General features: G+C 69.1%; 14 protein-coding genes and 1 pseudogene. 4 read left to right on the top strand and 11 right to left on the bottom strand.

Annotated features, from left to right (window positions below; genetic code table 11):
• Positions 1-31 precede the first annotated feature (31 nt).
• Positions 32-889 carry an alpha/beta hydrolase gene (locus ABKW26_RS12410; protein ID WP_348594076.1) on the top strand — a complete coding sequence of 286 codons (858 nt, stop codon included), beginning with the start codon at positions 32-34 and terminating at the stop codon, positions 887-889.
• 93 nt (positions 890-982) lie between these two features.
• On the opposite strand, the pseudogene ABKW26_RS12405 reads toward ABKW26_RS12410, so the two are convergent.
• A pseudogene (locus ABKW26_RS12405) lies at positions 983-1,698 on the bottom strand (SDR family oxidoreductase).
• Positions 1,699-1,803: 105 nt separating this feature from the next.
• Positions 1,804-2,883 (bottom strand): alkene reductase, encoded by a 1,080-nt coding sequence (locus tag ABKW26_RS12400; protein ID WP_348594075.1) that lies wholly within the window; start codon positions 2,881-2,883, stop codon positions 1,804-1,806.
• Positions 2,884-3,055: 172 nt separating this feature from the next.
• Here ABKW26_RS12400 and ABKW26_RS12395 point away from each other — a divergent pair, with 172 nt between their 5' ends.
• Positions 3,056-3,655: a helix-turn-helix domain-containing protein gene (locus tag ABKW26_RS12395; protein WP_348594074.1), complete on the top strand. Its 600-nt coding sequence runs from the start codon at positions 3,056-3,058 to the stop codon at positions 3,653-3,655.
• A 224-nt stretch (positions 3,656-3,879) separates the two neighbouring features.
• Here the strand turns inward: ABKW26_RS12395 and ABKW26_RS12390 are convergent, their stop codons facing one another.
• Positions 3,880-4,104, bottom strand: a complete 225-nt coding sequence (locus ABKW26_RS12390; protein WP_348594073.1) for a hypothetical protein — start codon at positions 4,102-4,104, stop codon at positions 3,880-3,882.
• A gap of 102 nt (positions 4,105-4,206) precedes the next feature.
• Positions 4,207-4,695: a hypothetical protein gene (locus ABKW26_RS12385; protein WP_348594072.1), complete on the bottom strand. Its 489-nt coding sequence runs from the start codon at positions 4,693-4,695 to the stop codon at positions 4,207-4,209.
• 132 nt (positions 4,696-4,827) lie between these two features.
• On the opposite strand from ABKW26_RS12385, the gene ABKW26_RS12380 reads away from it, so the two are divergent.
• Positions 4,828-5,214: a hypothetical protein gene (locus ABKW26_RS12380; RefSeq protein ID WP_348594071.1), complete on the top strand. Its 387-nt coding sequence runs from the start codon at positions 4,828-4,830 to the stop codon at positions 5,212-5,214.
• Between the two features lie 832 nt (positions 5,215-6,046).
• A complete protein-coding gene (locus ABKW26_RS12375) occupies positions 6,047-8,503 on the top strand; it encodes a hypothetical protein (RefSeq protein WP_348594070.1) in 2,457 nt (818 codons plus the stop codon).
• A 155-nt stretch (positions 8,504-8,658) separates the two neighbouring features.
• Here the strand turns inward: ABKW26_RS12375 and ABKW26_RS12370 are convergent, their stop codons facing one another.
• Genes ABKW26_RS12370 through ABKW26_RS12340 form a run of 7 tightly spaced genes read right to left on the bottom strand, consistent with a single transcriptional unit; the run spans position 8,659 to position 15,900 of the window.
• On the bottom strand, positions 8,659-10,056 hold the full coding sequence (locus ABKW26_RS12370; protein ID WP_348594069.1) for a nucleotide pyrophosphatase/phosphodiesterase family protein: 1,398 nt from the start codon (positions 10,054-10,056) through the stop codon (positions 8,659-8,661).
• Positions 10,053-11,213 carry a metabolite traffic protein EboE gene (gene eboE, locus ABKW26_RS12365; RefSeq protein ID WP_348594131.1) on the bottom strand — a complete coding sequence of 387 codons (1,161 nt, stop codon included), beginning with the start codon at positions 11,211-11,213 and terminating at the stop codon, positions 10,053-10,055. The genes ABKW26_RS12370 and eboE overlap by 4 nt, the downstream gene beginning before the upstream one ends.
• Positions 11,213-12,091, bottom strand: a complete 879-nt coding sequence (locus ABKW26_RS12360; protein ID WP_348594068.1) for a TatD family hydrolase — start codon at positions 12,089-12,091, stop codon at positions 11,213-11,215. Before ABKW26_RS12360 ends, eboE begins: the two co-directional genes overlap by 1 nt.
• On the bottom strand, positions 12,091-12,831 hold the full coding sequence (locus ABKW26_RS12355) for an EboA domain-containing protein (protein ID WP_348594067.1): 741 nt from the start codon (positions 12,829-12,831) through the stop codon (positions 12,091-12,093). Before ABKW26_RS12355 ends, ABKW26_RS12360 begins: the two co-directional genes overlap by 1 nt.
• The gene (locus tag ABKW26_RS12350; RefSeq protein WP_348594066.1) at positions 12,828-13,724 is read right to left on the bottom strand and encodes a sugar phosphate isomerase/epimerase family protein; all 897 of its coding nucleotides are present in this window, start codon (positions 13,722-13,724) and stop codon (positions 12,828-12,830) included. The genes ABKW26_RS12355 and ABKW26_RS12350 overlap by 4 nt, the downstream gene beginning before the upstream one ends.
• Positions 13,721-14,650 carry an SCO3242 family prenyltransferase gene (locus tag ABKW26_RS12345; protein ID WP_348594065.1) on the bottom strand — a complete coding sequence of 310 codons (930 nt, stop codon included), beginning with the start codon at positions 14,648-14,650 and terminating at the stop codon, positions 13,721-13,723. The genes ABKW26_RS12350 and ABKW26_RS12345 overlap by 4 nt, the downstream gene beginning before the upstream one ends.
• On the bottom strand, positions 14,647-15,900 hold the full coding sequence (locus tag ABKW26_RS12340) for an inositol-3-phosphate synthase (RefSeq protein WP_348594064.1): 1,254 nt from the start codon (positions 15,898-15,900) through the stop codon (positions 14,647-14,649). The genes ABKW26_RS12345 and ABKW26_RS12340 overlap by 4 nt, the downstream gene beginning before the upstream one ends.
• Positions 15,901-16,125: the final 225 nt, after the last annotated feature.

The following is a 16,125-nucleotide window of genomic DNA, read 5'->3' as shown; positions in this document are numbered from 1 at the left end:
TCGAGCATCACCCAGACCCAGGAGCCCCACCATGAGCGCCAGCACCGAACCCGTCATCGTGTCCTACGCGCAGGCACCCACCCGGACCGTCACCGCCGGGGGCGTCACGTACGCCTACCGCGAGCTCGGGCCGAAGGGCGGCATCCCTGTCGTGTTCTTCGTCCACCTCGCCGCGACCCTCGACAACTGGGACCCGCGCATCGTCGACCCCATCGCCCGGGGGCGTCACGTGATCACCTTCGACCAACGCGGCGTCGGCGCCTCGAGCGGGACCTTTCCGACGACGATCGAGGAGGCGGCCGACGACGCCTACGCCTTTGTCACGGCCCTCGGATACGACCAGGTCGACATCTTCTCCTTCTCCATGGGCGGCATGATCGCCCAGGATCTGGTTCTCGAGCACCCTGACCTGGTGCGCCGGCTCGTGCTCACCGGCACCGGTCCCCGCGGCGGCAAAGACATGGACAAGGTCGTCCGCACCACCTACTGGGACATCCTCCGCGCCACGCTGAGTCGGTCTGACCCCAAGGAGTTCCTCTTCTTCAACCGCAACGCGACGGGCAAGCATGCCGGGAAGGCCTTCGTGAGCCGTCTCGGGGAGCGCACCGTCGACCGCGACGCGAAGATCTCGACCAGAGCGTTCCAGACCCAGCTCAGGGCGATCCAGAAGTTCGGTCGCTCGGTGCCCTCGGACCTGTCGGGAATCACCCAACCCACCCTCGTCGCCAACGGTGACAACGACCGCATGGTCCCCTCGGTCCTCTCCGAAGACCTGCACCGGCGCATCCCCGGGTCCGAGCTCATCATCTATCCCGACTCCGGCCACGGCGGCATCTTCCAGCGCCACGAGGAGTTCGCCCCCGCCGTAGTCCGCTTCCTCGCCCCGTAGGTCCTCGTACGGTCCCCGGTCTCTCGCGAGACCGGGCCAGAGAGCCGCAGACGCTCGGTGGTGCGCCCCGCGTCTGCGGCTCTGCTCCGGGTGTCAGGCCTGAGCGACCTTCGCGAGCTGGGGGTACAGGTCTTCGAGCGGTGCGCTCAGAGCGGCCTTGAGCTGGACCGACGTCTCGTCGGCGAGGACCTCGTACTCGCCGGCTTCGACAGCGTCGAAGACGCTCGTGACGAGGTCGGCCGGGTCGACCTTGGGCCCTTCGGCGTGCGCAGCCATCGCGGTGTCGACGTAGCCGACGTGGACACCGACCACGTGGACACCCTCGGGTGCGAGCTCGATGCGCAACGAGTTGGTCGCCGACCACAGGGCCGCCTTGGTGGCGCTGTAGATCCCGGCGACCGCGTACCAGCTGAGCCCGGAGTGGATGTCGACGATGACCGACTCCTCCTTGGCTGCAAGGACAGGAGCGAAAGCGCGGGCGAGGAACAGCGGGCCGAGGAAGTTGGTCTCGACGTTGGCGCGGATCTCCTCGTCGGTGTGGCTGAGGATCTCCGGGGTCGCGGGTGAGGCGCCGGCGTTGTTGATGAGGACGGTGACGTCGGGCGCCGCTGCGACGGCGGCGGCGATCGAGGCGCCGTCTGTGACGTCGAGGGTGAGTGGGATGATGCGCTCGTCGTCCCACTGGCGGGGGTGCGGGCGCTCGCGTAGACCTTCGATGCACCGCGGTCGAGGGCGTCGTGGACGAAGTGGGTCCCGATGCCTCCGTTCGCTCCGGTGACGAGGACAACGGCTCCGTGGAGAGTGGGCATGGTCTTCTGCCTTCCTGTGGTGGTACTCCGCGCCGGGAGGTGCGGTTCGGGTGCACGTGGACGTGCCGGGTGCGGGCCCGCCTCCTGGGCGGCCCGCGGGGTGTGTCAGGCCTGGGCGAGAGCGGGGTAGTCGGTGTACCCCTTCTCCCCGCCGGTGTAGAAGGTGGTGACGTCGGGCTCGGTGAAGGGTGCGTCGGTGCGCAGCCGCTCGACGACGTCGGGGTTGGCCAGGGCCCACCTGTCGAGCGGTGCGACGTCGGCGAGGCCCGCGTCGATGTCGTCGGAGATCTGGTCGCGGGTGCGGCCGTAACGAACTACGAGCACCGCGCTCGGCCACGCGTCTCGCAACGCGCGGAGGAGCTCGTCGTCGCCCACGTGGTGCAGGTGCAGGTAGGCGAGCCTCAAGGGTGCGAGCTCGCTCACGAGGTGCCCGTACTGGGTGTGGACGTCCTCGGTGCCGCCCTCGTCGATCCCGCCCAGTGGCATCGCGGGGGACAGGCGGATGCCGACGCGGTCGGCCCCGATCTCCTCCGACACGGCCCGAGCGACCTCGACGACGAACCGCGACCTGTTCTCGACGGATCCGCCGTAGGAGTCGGTGCGGTGGTTGGCGTTGGGTGAGAGGAACTGGTGGAGCAGGTATCCGTTCGCGCCGTGGATCTCGACACCGTCGGCACCGGCGGCGATCGCGGAGGCGGCGGCGTGGCGGAACTCGCCGATGACGGTCTGGATCTCGTCGGTGCGCAGCTCGCGCGGGGTTGGGGTGGTCTGCGGTCCGGTGGGCGTGAACATCTCCTGCTCGGCGGAGACTGCTGATGGTGCGACGGGTTGGCGGTGGTGCGGAGTGTTGTCCGGGTGGGAGATCCGTCCCACGTGCATGAGCTGGACGAAGAGGGCTCCTCCGCCGTCGTGCACGGCGTCGGCGACCGCGCGCCAGCCCTCGACGTGCCGGGCGGTGTAGATGCCCGGGGTTCCCAGGTAGCCCTGGCCGTCTTCGGAGGGCTGTGTGCCCTCGGTGATGAGCAGCCCGAGCGATGCGCGCTGCGCGTAGTACGTCGTGACGAGGGGACCTGGCGTGCCGTCGGGGTCGGCGCGGTTGCGTGTCATGGGGGCGAGGGCGAGTCGGTGCGGGAGCTCGATGTGTCCGAGCGTGAGCGGTTGCCAGAGTGAAGAGGAGGCGGGCATCAGTGGTCCTTCGTCTCGATCGTTCATGGGCCGTGCCGATGCCATCGGACTCGTTCAGCCTCGGCTCTCCCGTGGGAAGATGACCGATGCCGTCCCATGGATGGACCGCATCAACAACGACTATGCTCATAAGTGAGTACAGTCAGATTCTATTCCTCGAAGGACACTCGTCATGCCAGCTGGTCCTGCGCCCCTCGGTCGGCGCGAGCGGAACAAGCAGCTCAAGCTCGAGCGGATCACCGCCGCGGCGCGTGAGCTCTTCAGCGAACACGGCGTCGACGAGGTCACGACCCAGCAGATCGCCGACGCGGCAGACATCGGGACAGGAACCCTGTTCCTCTACGCCAAGACCAAGGGCGAGCTCCTCCTGCTGGTCCAGAACTCCTCCTACGCCGACGCGCTCGTGCGCGGACGGGCTGCCGCGGCAGCGACCCCCGACGTGCTCGCGGCGCTCATGGCGATCGTCCGGCCCGTCGTCGAGTGCAACCGCGCCCAGGTCGAGAACGGCCGTACCTACCTCCGCGAGATGGTCTTCGGCGACCCCGAAGAACCCCACCATCGCGAGGCCCTCGCGCTCACCGTCCAGACCGAAGAGGCCATCGCCGAGGTCCTGCGCCGTGATGACCGGTCCGACTCGAACGACGCCGCGACCCGGGCACACGTCGTCTCGGCCATCATGTTCATCACGATGGCCGCCACCTTCAACGCCGGGCGCACCGTCGACGAGCTGGCGCAGGAGATCGAGGACCAGGTCCGCGTCCTGATGCACTGAGATGAGCGGGAACGAACACCGCCGTAAGCGCAACCCCTGTCCCGCCCAACGATGTCCTGACGCCGATGGTGGACTTCGCGAACGGATGGGTGCGGAGCGTCGACCACGCGATGCGCTCGGATACGTTCCGAAGGTGGCCATCGTTGACGACAGAGAACGATCAACCACCAGGTTATATCGGTGGCTGCTCGTGCCTGCTCTCGTCTCCGAGCAGTACGTTGCCGCTATCGAACCATGCGAGCGTCCGTGATCATCGGAGCTCCGGGATCGATCTGCTCGGCTCCGTCGAGCTCGAATCTGTTGCGTCGATAGAACGCGACGGCCCGGGGATTCTGCTTGGCGACCCAGAGCATCGCGAAACCGCACGCACGCCCGTCGATCTCGACAATGCGGACCGTCCAGTCGTCCCGGGGGTTGCCGAGGATGTGGGTCCACATCCGTTGGCGCATGCGGGAGTGGTCTTCGTCGAAGAAGCCATGGGGAACAGGTGCGCGTACGTCTCCCGCCACGTGGCCACGTGAAGTGACGCGAGGCGCTCCGCGTCAGGCGGTTCAGCGGGCCTGACGGTCAAGACCATGCGGCCACTCCTGTGGTAGCTCGCCCGCTGGACCCGCCGGAACTGTTCCCTGGCGCGGGGTGAGCGTCCGCCAGTCGTCGCCGGCCTGGTCACGCGTGAGGAAGAGGACGAGCGTGTCGTCGGTGTCGAGAGGGTCGCCATCGGGGTACGGGCCGCCGTCTTCGCACGTCACCGGCGTCGAGATGACGCGCACGGTCTCGGACGGGGCCTCGCCGCGCAGGGGCGCGAGTCCGTCCGTCGTCATCGTCCAGACGTGGGCGTCGGTGTCGTAGAGGTGTGCAGTCCCATCTCGGTCGAGGATGCGCGCCGTCACGGTCAGCTCTGCGTTGTCGAGCGCTTCGCCGGGCGTGGCGAACGGCGCCCACGAGATACACGTCCCGGCCTCGCCGAAGACAGTGCACCCGGCTGTGGCGATGGTCGACGCCACAAGAACGAGCGCTCCGGCGCGCAGCGGTCGTCGCATCCTCGCACCAGCCCCTCGGGTCTCGTCCTGGCGGCCATCGTCCCACGCTCCCTGTCCGACGGGCGGAGTGGGGCCGGCCGCCCATCCGCCGAGGTTCAGAGTCGACGCGATGTGCTCGGATACGCTCCGAACATGCGCATCATTGACGACAGAGAACGATCAGGCACCGGGTTGTATCGGTGGCTGCTCGTGTCTGCTGGCGTGCTGATCGCGGTGCTCGTCGTCGGTGTCATCGCCGGCGTCGTCTCCCGCAAGAATGACGAGCAACGTTCGGCGGAGGAGGCGCGGACCGTCTGCGAAGACGAGGTGCGGGACGAGCTCCAGGCTCGGGCTTCCGCGTCGTTCACCGACGGACCGGCCAAGGGTGAGTCCTTCTCGTTGTGGGGTGAGTTCTACTCCTGGTCGATCACCGGCACGGTCGCCGCGCAGACCGACGACGGTGAACCTCCCAGGGCCGCGTGGATCTGCAAGGCGTCGCACATCGATACCGACTGGGTGGCAACCGTCAGCTTCGCCTGATCTCACAACAGGGCTGCCGCGAGCCTGCCGGGTGTGGGCGCAGGGCAAGGACTCGGCTGCCTGGCCTGCCGTCCGAGCGCTCACCGACCCGGGAGCCGCGGGCGGCGACTACTACGCGCGACAGGACGGCACCCCGTGGCGCGCCCGTCCTCATTGACCCGCCGGCGCGCACGCGGGACCCGGAGGGCGACAGCGCCGACCGCGTGTGGCGCCAGCTTGAGGAGCTCGCCGGCGTCCGGATCGCGGTATGACGCCGCCGACGCAGCCACCTCAGTGCCTAGTTGAGTCCGAGAAGCCACACCGGGCGAGCCGCGCACTTGTCGATGGAGGCGTGCTGTGCGTGGTGCCCTGCTGGGACCATAGGTGATCCAGCCCATGGACGGAAGAGCGTTGCCACGCGACGGACGACCTGAGAGGGGCCTGCGAAGGCCGTCGCCTTCAGTAAAGCCATGGCCCAGCGGGTAGGCGCATCCGTGCGCGCCTGTTGTGAAAGGTCATGCAAGTCGGGCACGCTGATGCCATGGTGAGCGAAGCGGTATGGGGACGCGACGTTGAGATGAGCGAGATCACTTCGATGACTTCCGGGGTCCTGCTGGTCGCTGGGGACTCAGGCATCGGAAAGTCCACCCTGATCCAAGCCCTTGCGTACCGGTGGCCGGCCCCGGTGCTTCTCGGCGGTTTACGAAGAGTCGGGTACGTCGACGGGTCATTGCAGAACTCGTTCGCGAGGTCACTTGGTGACGTGTTGAACGCAAGCAGTGCACCAGTGCCGAGCCACAACGAACTTTGGCTCAATCTACGGAAGGTGGCGCTCCGTGGGGGAGGTGCGGCGATGAAGCAGGCAGGAGCCCTGGCACTCGAAACCTTGTTCGGTGTGGTCGAGCAGAAAATCGGACCGGTTGCGATGAAGATCGCCAAGGAGGCACTAAAGGAAGTATTTCAAGCGGCTTCGGAAACGTTGCAGCAACGGATCGATGGATTTACGATACCCGACATCTCTGAGCAATTGATGGACATTGCCTCGGAAATACAGCGATGGCTCGGTGTGACAATTGTCATACGGTTGGACGGTGGCGAGAGAATGTCCCCCAACGATGCAGCGCTTCTTTCTGTACTCGCCGAAACGGCGCGGGAAGGCGTGAACATCGTGGTTGCCTTGAGCGACGCAGACAAGCAGGGACAGGACCTTCTTGCTAAACTCATATCCCGCGGAGTTCGGCAATTAGTCCTGCGCCCAATACCTGCTGCTTCTGTTGACAGATGGCTCCAATCTGCCAAAATTCCCGCTTCGCAGTGGACCATGATTATGCAGGTATCCAGAGGATACCCGCTCTTTATCGAACGGGCGATCGCACTCAGTCTCGAGAATGCGGACCTCCGAGGCTTGACCGCTGGTGGCCATTCCGCCGACTTGCTGGACGCGGCCTGGGGCCAGTTGAGCCTCGAGCTGCAAACGGCCGCGAAGAAACTCTCAGTCTTTGCTGATCCGCCCGACGAGACATTCCTCGCAGAGTACATGGGAATCGAGATGGTTCACCTTGAAACCATTCGCAATGCGCTCTACAGGGTGAAAATGTTCGTGACTGCGGACAACGACCTCTTGTGGTTTCACGATCGGCGTCGAAACCACATTTGGAACCAAATTCTTACGGACAAGGAGCGGCGAACCCTCGCAACCGAGCCTATCGAGGCAATGAAGATCTGGTTGGAGGCGAATGAAGGCGTTGATATGTGGATTTGTGCGAGCATCTCGGATCTAATTCGAGCCGCACCCGTCGAAGCCTCCGACCAGCATCTTCGAAATCTTCTGGCGCTCGATCGCGATGAACTGGCAATACTCTGGGCGCTAATTGAAGTAGTCGACCCCTCCGCAATTTTCGAGTTGATGGCCTCAACCTCTGACGTAGTCGAGTGGGCTATTCTGCGAGCAGGAAATATCGATGATCCGTTGGATTCTCTCGATAGGTTGCGCGAACTCGGATTTATTGGTGGGGCTGCGAACTCCGCACTTTCTCTGACTGCTTTGGTGACGCCCAGCGCGTTCGTTCTCGCAGCAATAGTTGGAGAGATTGGACGAGCCTTCGCTTCCTATCCCTTGCAAAGGCTCATGTCGCGGGCTCTCGACACCTTCGTGCGACCTTTGATGCCATTTTTTCGATCCGCATCGGTTAGTCTCGGTCAGAGAGGAATCGAGGGGCACCGCGAGGCGATGAGGGAGGCGCAGAAGACTGACGTGGATGGTCGAACGGCAGCCGAACTCCCGGGTTTGGGCTTCGCTCTGGGCGTCGAGGGAATGCCGCTGGAAGCTGCCGTCTTCTTTGATTCTCAAGAGGGTCGAGATGTGGCTCTTGATGGTCTGATGCAGCACGTCTTCCCGCCTCGAGTTAGTCTGGGTGTGGTTTTTACTCTGCCACCGGAGCGGGTGCGTTGGTGGCTGATCGCGGATGCGCTGAAGGCCGGGGTGTCTACGCGTGATATTGACTTCACGAGCCCCGACCAACTATTAGAAATACTGGCGCAGACCGCTTCTGCCGAGGAGGCGATACGATCTTTGATCCCGTCGACCGAGGCGCACGCTCTGGGCCTCGCCAGCCCACACCGTTATTTAGTCGACATCAACCCTTCGTTAAACGCTTGGGTTGTGCTTGAGGTGCTCGGCGGCGAGAGGCGCACCGTAGAGTATTTTCCCTCGGCCCTGTGGCCGGCTCTCATCAACGACCCTCTCCGTGACCTCCGACTACGGCGAGCTGGCTGTTTGGGGAATGCTGAACGAATAGGAATGATTCATGCGCACTCTGGGTTTGGATCGTCCATGCAGCACCCGCTCTTGGGTTTGGCAGACACCATAGAGAAGCGCGGTCGGCGATTCAACCAAGGCCTAGCGCCGTTTGTACTCCCGCAGAACCCTGGGGAGCTTCGCGAGTCGCTTCAGACTGGTTTTCAAACAAGCCGCAAGCTCCTTGCTGCTCTGCACGACGGGCGTTCGGACGCTGTCAATGCCTCGCTATATGTCGGCATCGATCGATCCAGAGAGCGAGTCTTTGACGTGGAGAGCTGGTTCGCCACCGCTCTTGTCGTAGAAGATGGGCAAAGCAACGTTTGCGTTTTTGATGGCCCCTTTGAGGAGCCAAGCCCATTGAGTGGGTTGTCCGCCCATCAGGCGGCTGATTGGGGAATTGGGGACCCTTCGAAAGTGCGGCAATGGTCTTCTGGAGACGCCGCTTCAGTCGTTGGTGGATTTATTGGTTTTGAGCACTCAGATGTTAGTGTTCCGTGGTTGCTCGGTTGAAGTCGCGATATCCAGATGGGCCCATGCCTTGGGCAACTATCAGTTAAGGATAATGGCCGCGGCCCGTGAGGTCAGACTTTCGAACGCGCCTTGAAAAGGTCGTCGCGATTGCACGCCAATGGCGGCGTGTGTTGTGTCCCATAGGAGGTGTCAGTTCAGCCGAGCCCCTGCAGCCCTAGCACCAGCCCCTTGACCGCGGCCGCCGGCACCGCCTGCCCCGCTCCGACGATCTCCCCGACCCCACCGGTCGCCGCGGCGTCCGAGCAGATGACCAGCGGGGTGTCGGCGGCGGAGTCCGGCAAACGACCGTGCGTCCCACGCACGACCGTCGCGTCCAGCGGCGTCGTGCGCATCGCGTACCGCAGGCCGACCTTCTTCTTCACGAGGTTGAGCCCGGCGCGCGCCTTGGCCAACGGGTCGGCGGGGTCGAAGAAGAGCTCCGCGGGGTCGTAGCCGGGCTTGCGGTGGATGTCGACGCCGCGTGCGTAGTCAGGGGCGACGTCGTCGTCGAGCCAGAAGTAGTACGTGAACCATGCGCGCGGTTCTGCGACGACCACGAGCTCCCCGGCGCGCGGATGGTCGATCCCGTACCGGGCCTGCGCCTCACGGTCGAGCACCTCGTCGACCCCCGGCAGCCCGCGCAGCAGGTCGGCCACGCGCCCGACCAGTGACGGGTCGTCGACGTACACGTGCGCCACCTGGTGGTCCGCGACCGCGAAGGCCTGCGACGTCCACGGATCGAGCAGCTCGCGGCCGTCCTGCACGTAGACCTCGAGCAGCCCCTCCTCCCGCAGCGCACGGTTGATGTGCACGGGACGGCTCGCGGGCGCGATCCCGTACTCGGAGACGACGAGCACCACGAGCCCGCGCTCGGCTGCGTCGTCGAGCAACGGAGCCAGAGTGGCGTCGAGCTCGGCCGCCGCCGCGTCCGCCTCGGGGGAGTCGGGGCCGAACCGTTGGAGGTCGTAGTCGAGGTGCGGCACGTACGCCATGAGCAGGTTCGGCGACCGCGTCCGCATGACGTGCCGCGTCGCGTGGACGATCCACCTCGACGACTCGATCGACGCCGTCGGCCCCCAGTACGTGAACAGGGGAAACTCGCCGAAGCGGCCCGTCAGCTCGTCGTGCAGCGCCGGCGGGCGCACGTACGCGTCCGGCGACTTGCGGCCGTCCGCGTGATAGACCGGCCGCGGCGTCACCGTGACGTCCGTCGACGCCCCCATCGCGTACCACCAGCACACGTTCGCCGCCGTGTACCCGGGCTGCTCCCGGCGCGCGGCCTCCCACACCTTCTCGCCCTCGACGAGCCTGTTGTGCTGACGCCACAGGTGCACCTCGCCCAGCCCACGGAAGTACCACCCGTTGCCCACGATCCCGTGCTGCGCCGGCGTCAGCCCGGTGAGCATCGTCGCCTGGACGCTGCACGTCACCGCAGGCAGCACCGTCGCCAGCGGCGACTGCCAGCCGCCCGTCGCGAGCGCCCGCAGCCGCGGCATGTGCGCGAGCGCCTTCTCGGTCAGCCCGACGACGTCGAGCAGCAGCACCGGCCTCATCGCGCCGTCGCGATCGGCAGCAGCTCGTCCACCGCCCAGCGCAGCTCTGCCGCGATCCCGGCGACGAGCGACACGTCCCGCGACCCGGGCGGCAGCACCGACCACGTGTACGTCTCGACGTCGAGGTGCGCCTCGAGACCGTGCGGCGCAGCCGCCACCGCCCGGACCGCCGCACGCAGCACGTCCGTCGTCGCCGCGAGCGGGGGAGCGGGCTCGTGGTGCAGCGGGACGTGGAAGTGCACCCGCCACGGACCCGTCCCGGGCAGCGCACGGCCCGTCGCGTCTCCGTGCCCGCCGCCGAGGGCGTCCGGGAGGTCGTCCGCCGCGAGCACCGGCCCGGCCTCGGTGCGCTCGCGCACCTGGTGGATGTACCGCGGCTCGGCGAACGCGGCCACGGCCGCCCGCGCAGCCGGGTCCGCAGGGCCCGCGACGTGCAGCGCCGCAGACGCCTGGACCTTCACGACGCGCAGCCCCGCCTCCGTGATCCGACGCACCGCCTGCTCCGGGTCCGCGAACGAGACGGCGAGGTGGCACGTGTCGAGGCAGACGCCCACGTGCTCCGGGTCGATCCCCGCAGGCACCCGCTCGCTGAGCCACGTGACGACGTCGTCCACGGTGTCGAGGACGCAGCCCGGCTCGGGCTCCACCGCGACCCGGACCGTCCGGCCCGTCCGCGCGGCGAGCGCGTGCAGCTCGGCCCCGAGCACGACGAAGGCCAGCGTCGCTGCGGTGTCGTCCTCCGCCGACCACGGCTCGCGCCACGCGAGCGGCAACGTCGAGATCGACCCGTCCGCCCCCGGCGGCAGGAGGTCCGCGAGCACCTCGGCGCACGCGAGCGTGTACGCGAGACGCTCGGGCTCGGCCCACGTCGGCGAGTACACGTCGAGCTTGACCACCTCCGCGTGGAAGGCCGCGTACGGGAACGCGTTGAGCGTCCGCACCTCCAGACCCTGCTCGGCGAGGACCCTCTGCAGGCGCTCGCGGTCCTGCGCCGATCCGGCGAGCCGGTGCGCGAGCGACGCCGGCAGCCACAGCCCGACGCCGAGGACGTCGAGACCGGCCGCCTCGCGGACCGGCCCCGCCGAGCGGACGAGCTGGTCGAGCACCCCGTCGAGATCCTCCGCCGGGTGGACGTTCGTGCAGTACGACAGGTGCATCACGCCCGCACCCCTCGCAGCACGGAGCTGCCCTCGAAGGTGACGCCCGCCGCGGGCCCGTCCTCCTCGACGAAGCCCGGCACGGGCTCGAGGAGGAGGTTGCCCGACTGCCCGTAGAAGTCGACCGGGTTCTGCCAGAGCACGCGGTCCACGTCGGCCGCGGTGAAGCCCGCGGCGAGCATCGCGTCCCCGGTCGAGCGTGTCTTGAGCGGGTCCGAGCGCCCCCAGTCCGCGGCGGAGTTCACGAGGACCTTCTCCGTCCCGACGTCCCGCAGGATCGCGACCATCCGGGCTTCGTCCATCTTGGTGTCCGGGTAGATGGAGAAGCCCATCCACGCGCCGGCGTCCTTGACGAGGGCGACCGTGGTCTCGTTGAGGTGGTCGACGACCACGTGCTCGGCGGGGACGCCCGACTCCGCGACGACGTCGAGCGTCCGCTGCGTGCCGACACGTTTGTCCCGGTGCGGCGTGTGCACCAGGACGGGTAGCGCGTGCTCGCGCGCCATCTGGAGCTGCCGGGCGAACGCGTCGTCCTCGGCAGGGGTCATCGAGTCGTAGCCGACCTCGCCGACCGCGACGACGCCGTCCTTGCCGAGGTAGCGCGGCATCTCGTCGAGCACGCCCGTGCACCGGGGGTCGTTCGCCTCCTTGGGGTTGAGCGCGATCGTCGCGTGGTGGCGGATGCCGAACTGCGACGCCCGGAACCGCTCCCAGCCGAGGAGCGCGTCGAAGTAGTCCGTGAAGGACGCGACGCTCGTGCGCGGCTGCCCCAACCAGAACGCCGGCTCGACGACGCACCGCACCCCCGACGCGTACATCGCCTCGTAGTCGTCCGTCGTGCGGCTCGTCATGTGGATGTGCGGGTCGAAGATGCGCATCAGGCGTCCTTCTTCTCGGGGGCAGCAGGGCCGGGTTCGGGGGCGCGGTCGGTGCCGGCGGAGGTGCTGCCGGCGCCGGTGATCCGCGCGAGGTCGTCGGGCACCGTGCGTCCGGCGGCCCGACGCTCGGCGGCGAAGTCGGCGGCCATCCGCGCGAGCTCGTCGTCCGCACGCTCGTCGAGGCCGGCGACGGCGTCGAGGGGCACGCCCATGAAGACGAGCTTGAGCACGGCGTGGCGCCACGCGTGCTGGTCGAGGTGCGCGGCGGTGAACGGACCGGTCGCGGCGGCGACGAGGCTCGGGTCGTTCGTGCGCAGGGCGTCGGTGACGAGGGCGGTCCCGGCCGCGACGAGCGGGTTCGGCACCGAGGCGGGCAGCGGCGCCGGGTTGATGGTGCCGTCGCCGGTAAGGGCGTCGAGGCCGCGCAGCACGCCGCGCTTCTCTGCGGTGTCGCCCGCGCGGTAGAGCGCGGTGAGGCGCTCAGCGGTCTCGGACGGGCTCGCGGAGCGAGCCAGGCTCTGGACGAGCTGCGCGCGCGCGGCGTCGTCGACGGTGCCGTGGATCCCGCGGGGATCGCCGGCCTTGTCCACCGGCCCACGCCCGACGTGGCGCCCGACGGAGCCGAACACGGAGCCGATGCTCGTCGGGTCCGACTCGACGGCGTGGAGCGCGTCGCTGAGCCAGCCATCCGACGGCGCGGTCCCAGGGGCGGTTGCGGTCACAGGGGTGGGGGTGGTCATCGTGAGCCTCCTCGAGGGTGATCGTCGGACCAGGCAGCGACGAGCGCCGCCATGCTGCGTCGGGCGAGGCCGGGCGCGTCGTAGGAGTGCCGCGGCAGCTCGACCGCGGCGACTCCGCGATACCCGACGTCGGCGAGCGTCGCGAGCGCCAGGGGGAGGTCGAGCTCGCCCTCCCCGAAGGGCAGGTGCTCGTGCGCGGTGCTGCGCATGTCGTCGGCCTGCACGTTGACGAGGTACGGGCCGGCGGCCCGCAGCGCCGCCTCCACGCCGCCGGGCTCGACGACGACGCAGTGCCCGATGTCGACCGTGAGCCCGAGCGTCTCGGGGGAGCCGATCTCCTCGCGCAGGCGCAGCGCGTCCGCGACCGTCTCGACGACCATCCCGGGTTCCGGCTCGAGCGCCAGCTGCACGCCGGATCGCTCCGCGTGCTCGACGAGCCGCGGCAGCCGTTCGAGCAGCCGCGCCCAGGCCTCGCCCGGGCGGGCGCCCGGCGGTTCGATGCCGGAGAAGAAGGAGACGCACTCCGCACCGAGCCGGGCAGCTACCTCGACGGCCCGTTCGAGATACGCGACGCGGGCCCCGGCCTCGGCGTCCACCAGCGTGGGCCGGTGCTTGACGTACGGGTCGAGGAGGAACCGCGTCCCCGTCTCGACGACCACGCGCATGTCCAGCGCGTCGAGCCGCCCGCGCAGGTCGTCGACGAGAGCGTCTGCCCCCGCCGCGAACGGGTCGAGGTGCGGGTAGCCCAGGGTCAGCGCGACCGCGCCGTAGCCCTCGGCGTGCAGGAGGTCGAGCGTCGCGCCGAGCGGGTGGTCCGTGAAGCCGTTGGTGCCGTAGCCGAGGGTGAACGGCATCCCGGCCGTCCCTGCGGGGAACGCCTCCGGGATGCTCACGTCTCGCTCACCAGCGTCCCCGCGCGGGTGGAGCGAGCGCGCAGCGCGCGCCCCGCTACCTCGACGACGGCGAGGGCACCGACCGCCCACGGCTGCCCGTGCCGCCCGGCCCACGCGGACTGGAGCGGCACCATCGCGCGGATCCCCGCGCGGGTGGCGGTGCGGGCGTGGTCGGCGGTCGGCTCGCGGGCCGCGGTGAGCTGAGCAGGGAGGCAGGCAGCGGCGAACGCGACGGAGGCGGCGGTCGCGAGGGCACGGTGCAGCGCCGAGCGTGCGTCCCGGCGGGGTGTCGGCACGACGGCGGCCGCGACCGCCGTGAGGACCGTCCCGGCGGCGACGGCCCCGGCGTGGGCGGTCGTCGTCCCGTGGACCTCGCCCCGCGAGAGGACAGTGACGCCGGCGGTGTGGAGCGTGAGCGCCGCCGCCGCGGGCAGCGCAGGCCGCAGGTGACCGGGCCCCGCGCCGAGGAGGACGTCGAGGCCGCGGCACGCCGCCATGACGAGCGGACCCGTAGCGTGGTCCTTCGCCAGCACGTCGTACGTCCAGACGGTCGCGGCGAGCGGCACGGCAAGGAGCAGCGCCCGCCGGCCCCCGCCGACGGGCGCGAGAAGGAGGCCGCCGGCCGTGAGGCCGACGGCGACGCCGAGCGCACGGCGAGAGCTGATCCGACCTGACGGGATCGGCCGCTCGGGGCGCTCGCGGGCGTCGACCTCGCGGTCCGCCCAGTCGTTGAGCGCCATGCCGCCCGCGTAGAAGCACGCCGACGCGAGCGGCAGCGCGAGCCGCCGGACGGTGAACGGGTGGCCGGCCGCGGCCCCGCCCGCGAGGGTGTCGCCGAGGACGGAGAGGATCGCCGGGGCCCGCACGAGCTCGACGTAGTCGCCGAGCCGGGCCCCGCCGGGCGCCACCCGCGCTACGGGCGTCACGAACGTGCGGCGAGCGTCGCGGACGCGGCGGCCGCCCAGTCGACGAGGGTGCGGGCCTGCTCCGCGAAGGCGTGCGCCTCGCTGCCCCACGGGTCCTTGAAGAAGAAGCCGAGCTCGGCCACCGGCCCGGCGTGCCCGGTCGCGTCCGCGAGGGCGAGCAGGCGGGCGAGGTCGAGGACCATGGGCGCGGCGAGCATGGAGTCGTAGGCGCTCCACGTCGTCTGCAGGGTGGCGCGGGAACCGAGGAACCCCTCGACGTGGACGTGGTCCCACGCGACCTTGATGTCGCCGAGGTCGGGCACGTTGTCGATGTGCAGGGGAGTGACGGTCGTGCCGGTGAGGTCGACCAGGCCGCGGTTCTTCGACACGAGCTTGCTGCGCACCGCCTCGGGGTCGGCGAGCGTCGCGCCGTCGCCGCCGCCGAGGAGGTTGGTGCCGGCCCACGACAGGACGCGGAGGCCTCGGGACGTGAACGCGGGAGCGAGGACGGTCCGCAGCCACGTCTGGCCGGTCTTGCCGTCCTGACCCGCGACCGGCACACCGAGCTCGGTGGCCGTGCGCGTGAGGACCGGCAGGCTCATCCCGGCCGACGGCGTGAACCCCGCGTAGGGGGCGCGGGCGAGCAGCGCTGCGTAGGCGACGACCGAGCTCGCCGGGAGCACCGTGCGTGCCGTGTCGTCGAGCGCGGCCCGCAGGAGGTCCGGGTCCTCGTGCTCCGGGAGGAGCTCGACGAGCGCCTCGGTCGAGGACACGTCGACGACCACCACCCGGGCCAGGCCGTGGCGCTCGCGGAAGTCGGTGATGTCGTGAGCGAGGCGTCGGGCCGCGTCGCCCTGGCTCTCGGCCGGGTGCCCCGCCGGGTCCGCCGCGACCCCCGGGCTCTCGACCCCGACGCCGCGTGGCAGCGCGTACCCGGGCCGCAGCTCCGCCTCGATCTCTGCGAGTCGAGGCCGCACCCCGTCGAGGAGGTTGGCCGGGAGCATGCCTGAGGCGACGAGGGCCTCGGCGCGTTTGACGAGGGTGTCGTGGCTGATGTCGTGCCCGCCGACGACGAGGTCGTGGAACCCGGGCAGCGCGGCGTCCGCGAAATCGTCCCCGGCGGTGACGCACCCGGCCGGTCCGGCGAGCCGTGCCGTGATCGCGGCGAGGCCGACGATCGCTGTCGTCGCGACCGATCCGCGCGCTCCGACGAGCCAGAGTCCGGTCCGGCCGAGGCCGTGCTCGTCCGGGATGGTGTCCGCCAGGTGCATCGTCGCTCCTCGTCGTCAGCGCGCCGGCGTCGGTGCGGGCGCTCGCCCGGCGACGTCGCCAGGCTCGATGAGACGCACCCTATGCCACTTCCGTCGACGTGCCAACAAAAGCCGCAAGGCAGTTGCGCACAGAGGTGTGAAGCGCATGCAGAAGTGATCGGCTCCTGCCCGTCCGAAGAATCCGCTTGCGCGCGCCGTCGGACGGATCAACACTGGCCAGGAGCG

Origin of the sequence: Sanguibacter sp. 25GB23B1, assembly GCF_040012415.1 — a bacterium.
In the GTDB taxonomy this organism is placed as follows: domain Bacteria; phylum Actinomycetota; class Actinomycetes; order Actinomycetales; family Cellulomonadaceae; genus Sanguibacter.
This window is presented reverse-complemented; position numbering and strand designations above follow the sequence as displayed.

Excerpts from the sequence above, each read along its gene's own strand:
- ABKW26_RS12410 (WP_348594076.1), top strand. The coding sequence starts at position 32 with ATGAGCGCCAGCACCGAACCCGTCATCGTGTCCTACGCGCAGGCACCC.
- ABKW26_RS12400 (WP_348594075.1), bottom strand. The coding sequence starts at position 2,883 with ATGCCCGCCTCCTCTTCACTCTGGCAACCGCTCACGCTCGGACACATC.
- ABKW26_RS12395 (WP_348594074.1), top strand. The coding sequence starts at position 3,056 with ATGCCAGCTGGTCCTGCGCCCCTCGGTCGGCGCGAGCGGAACAAGCAG.
- ABKW26_RS12390 (WP_348594073.1), bottom strand. The coding sequence starts at position 4,104 with ATGCGCCAACGGATGTGGACCCACATCCTCGGCAACCCCCGGGACGAC.
- ABKW26_RS12385 (WP_348594072.1), bottom strand. The coding sequence starts at position 4,695 with ATGCGACGACCGCTGCGCGCCGGAGCGCTCGTTCTTGTGGCGTCGACC.
- ABKW26_RS12380 (WP_348594071.1), top strand. The coding sequence starts at position 4,828 with ATGCGCATCATTGACGACAGAGAACGATCAGGCACCGGGTTGTATCGG.
- ABKW26_RS12375 (WP_348594070.1), top strand. The coding sequence starts at position 6,047 with ATGAAGCAGGCAGGAGCCCTGGCACTCGAAACCTTGTTCGGTGTGGTC.
- ABKW26_RS12370 (WP_348594069.1), bottom strand. The coding sequence starts at position 10,056 with ATGAGGCCGGTGCTGCTGCTCGACGTCGTCGGGCTGACCGAGAAGGCG.
- eboE (WP_348594131.1), bottom strand. The coding sequence starts at position 11,213 with ATGCACCTGTCGTACTGCACGAACGTCCACCCGGCGGAGGATCTCGAC.
- ABKW26_RS12360 (WP_348594068.1), bottom strand. The coding sequence starts at position 12,091 with ATGCGCATCTTCGACCCGCACATCCACATGACGAGCCGCACGACGGAC.
- ABKW26_RS12355 (WP_348594067.1), bottom strand. The coding sequence starts at position 12,831 with ATGACCACCCCCACCCCTGTGACCGCAACCGCCCCTGGGACCGCGCCG.
- ABKW26_RS12340 (WP_348594064.1), bottom strand. The coding sequence starts at position 15,900 with ATGCACCTGGCGGACACCATCCCGGACGAGCACGGCCTCGGCCGGACC.